This is a genomic window from Candidatus Cloacimonadota bacterium (assembly GCA_011372345.1).
GTDB lineage: Bacteria > Cloacimonadota > Cloacimonadia > Cloacimonadales > TCS61 > DRTC01.
The window spans coordinates 1-2,476 of record DRTC01000614.1; the positions used below are offsets into that span (position 1 = coordinate 1).

General features: G+C 32.8%; 3 protein-coding genes. All 3 read right to left on the minus strand.

The genetic code is table 11. The annotated features are described in order from the left end of the window. Positions 1–63: 63 nt before the first annotated feature. A complete protein-coding gene (locus ENL20_11750; protein ID HHE39228.1) occupies positions 64–975 on the minus strand; it encodes a glycosyltransferase in 912 nt (303 codons plus the stop codon). Further along, positions 956–1,420 carry a transcription antitermination factor NusB gene (nusB, locus tag ENL20_11755; GenBank protein ID HHE39229.1) on the minus strand — a complete coding sequence of 155 codons (465 nt, stop codon included), beginning with the start codon at positions 1,418–1,420 and terminating at the stop codon, positions 956–958. Before nusB ends, ENL20_11750 begins: the two co-directional genes overlap by 20 nt. 237 nt (positions 1,421–1,657) lie before the next feature. Then, complete coding sequence (locus ENL20_11760) at positions 1,658–2,122, minus strand: 6,7-dimethyl-8-ribityllumazine synthase (protein HHE39230.1); 465 nt, start codon at positions 2,120–2,122, stop codon at positions 1,658–1,660. Positions 2,123–2,476: the final 354 nt, after the last annotated feature.

Sequence of the window (2,476 nt, forward strand, 5' to 3'; positions counted from 1 at the left end):
TAATTATTTATAGAAAATCTTTTTTGTTCAATTTTTTTACTATGATAATTCAATTTATTTACCTTAAATTTTCAATTTTTTCGTCGATTCCGCAATATCCCATTTAAAGGGATTTTTCTTCTTGATCTTAAAATCATACCAACCGAGAAGACGGCTGTAAATTTCCAATAAGATCGTTCCAAATAGAAAATGAATCTTTAAAGGATTTTCCAAAATTTCAGAAAGCGTTAATTTCATTAATATCTTCAAATTTTGAGAACTGACCTCATAATTTTCAGTTTCCATTAACCATAAATGTCCGGTTTCGATCCTCCTTCTCTGTTTAATAAAATCTTTGATATTTTCCGGTCCTTTGTTATGAACAATGGCATCCGGGATATATTTAAGTTTCAGATTATTCTCTTTCATAATTGCTTCAATACTCGCTTCATCAACTGCACTCTTTTCCGGAATTTTTTCAAATATTTTTCTGAATGCAACCATCTCTCCTAATTTTGGTGAAATTTGAGCCATTTTGTGATGGAGATTCCATAACAGGTTTACGCTGTATCCGATAAAAGTTTTAGGATCATTTTCCGGAACCGGTCGTCCGCCGGTCATTCCGATCGTTTCATCAAAAAAGGGAACAATCATCTTCTCAACCGTATCTGCTGCTGGAATCGTATCACCGCTCTCAATAATTAGAATATCAGATTCGGAAGCAGCAATGAACTTATTGATCGCGGATGATTTTCCTTTTCTTTCCGGTTCTGTTATGAGTTTGATCTTTTTATGCTTTTTCGCGTAATTCTCAACAATTTCGTCGGTACCATCAGTGCATGCACTCGAAATAACAAAAATATTCTTGATCGAGATTTTATCTAATTTCTGTTCAAGGAGTGCATTTAATAATTTTCCGATATTGGCAACTTCGTTATAAACAATCACTCCAATACAACAATTTAATTTATTTTCTTTAATGACAGTCAATTTCATTTCTGGTTTTCTTCTTTAATTCATTCGAAATCGCATCTAAAATACCATTAATAAATTTTCCTGAACTTTCCGCACAATATTTTTTGGAAATTTCAATGGCTTCATCCATTATTATTGGATGAGGTGTTTCAGTATATAGCATCTCATTTGTTGCAACTCGCAAGATACATCTGTCTAATTCTGCAATTTTGTTCAAAGGAAAGTTTGTTGAATGTTGACTTATCTTTTTGTCGATTTCAGAAAGATTATCAATCGAACTTTTCAAGATAGAATCTACAAATTCAAATATCTTTTTATTCTTTTTTGTTTCTTTTCCGAAGGCAATATCATCCAATATTTCAGAATATTCTTTTTCATAAAAATCAAGAGAATATAATATCTGAACTGCAATTTCGCGACCTTTTCTGCGGATTCCCATATTAAAGACCTTTGTAGTTCGGAACATTCAGTCCGGCTTTTGACGGATTGTTCCGAATAAATTCTCGTAATTATTTTTAAGCAAACAGAACAAGTTTTGTTCTATTTTTCTCAATCAAGATGATTGAGTTACTGCAAACAGAACAAGTTTTGTTCTATTTTTCTCAATCAAGATGATTGAGTTACTGCAAACAGAACAAGTTCTATTCTACATTGTAAAACAAAATTCCGATCTTGTTTTCCCTGATCAATTTAGCAAATTGATTTACTGAATCTTCTTAAACAAATTAACCAGCTCGATCGCAGAAAGAGCTGCATCCCAACCTTTATTCCCGATTTTCGTACCTGCTCTTTCAATTGCCTGCTCGATCGAATCTGTCGTCAGAACTCCGAAAATCACAGGTTTTCCGCTTTTCAATCCGACATTAGCAATTCCCTTGCTGACTTCCGAACTGATATAATCGAAATGAGGAGTTGCTCCCCGAATGACAGTTCCTAAACAGATTACAGCATTATATTTTTCCGTATCAGCTGTTTTTTGAGCCGCAATTGGAAGCTCAAAAGCTCCCGGAACCCAGATCACTTCGATCTCTTCATCTTTTGCTCCATGACGGATCAAACAATCGACAGCACCTTCCAGAAGTTTCTTATTGATGAATTCATTAAACCTGCTGACCAAAATAGCATATTTGATATTTTTGGAAATGAGATTTCCTTCAATCACTTTCATAAAAATACCTCCCATAAGTTTTCATTCAATTAAAGAAGTCAGGAAAAATATGTATATCTTTAACGCAAGATTTTTTTAAGTAAAGTTTGAAATTTAAGAATTGACAAAATAATGTTATTTTCCAAAAGACATTTAGCATTAATTTTAGAATAAAGAAATGGAAAAATTCATTTCAAGGATAGTGTAATATAATTTATGAAAGATTATGAAAAACTTATGATGCCTTTCCGAAGCTTCTCATGAAGATATTCTTATCACTAAGATTCGGAAAGTTAGGGGCATTCACATCCTTCCGAATCTTTATGTATGAACAAGTGAAAGAAAGCTTCGGAAGAAGGTAGCATAATTTATGAA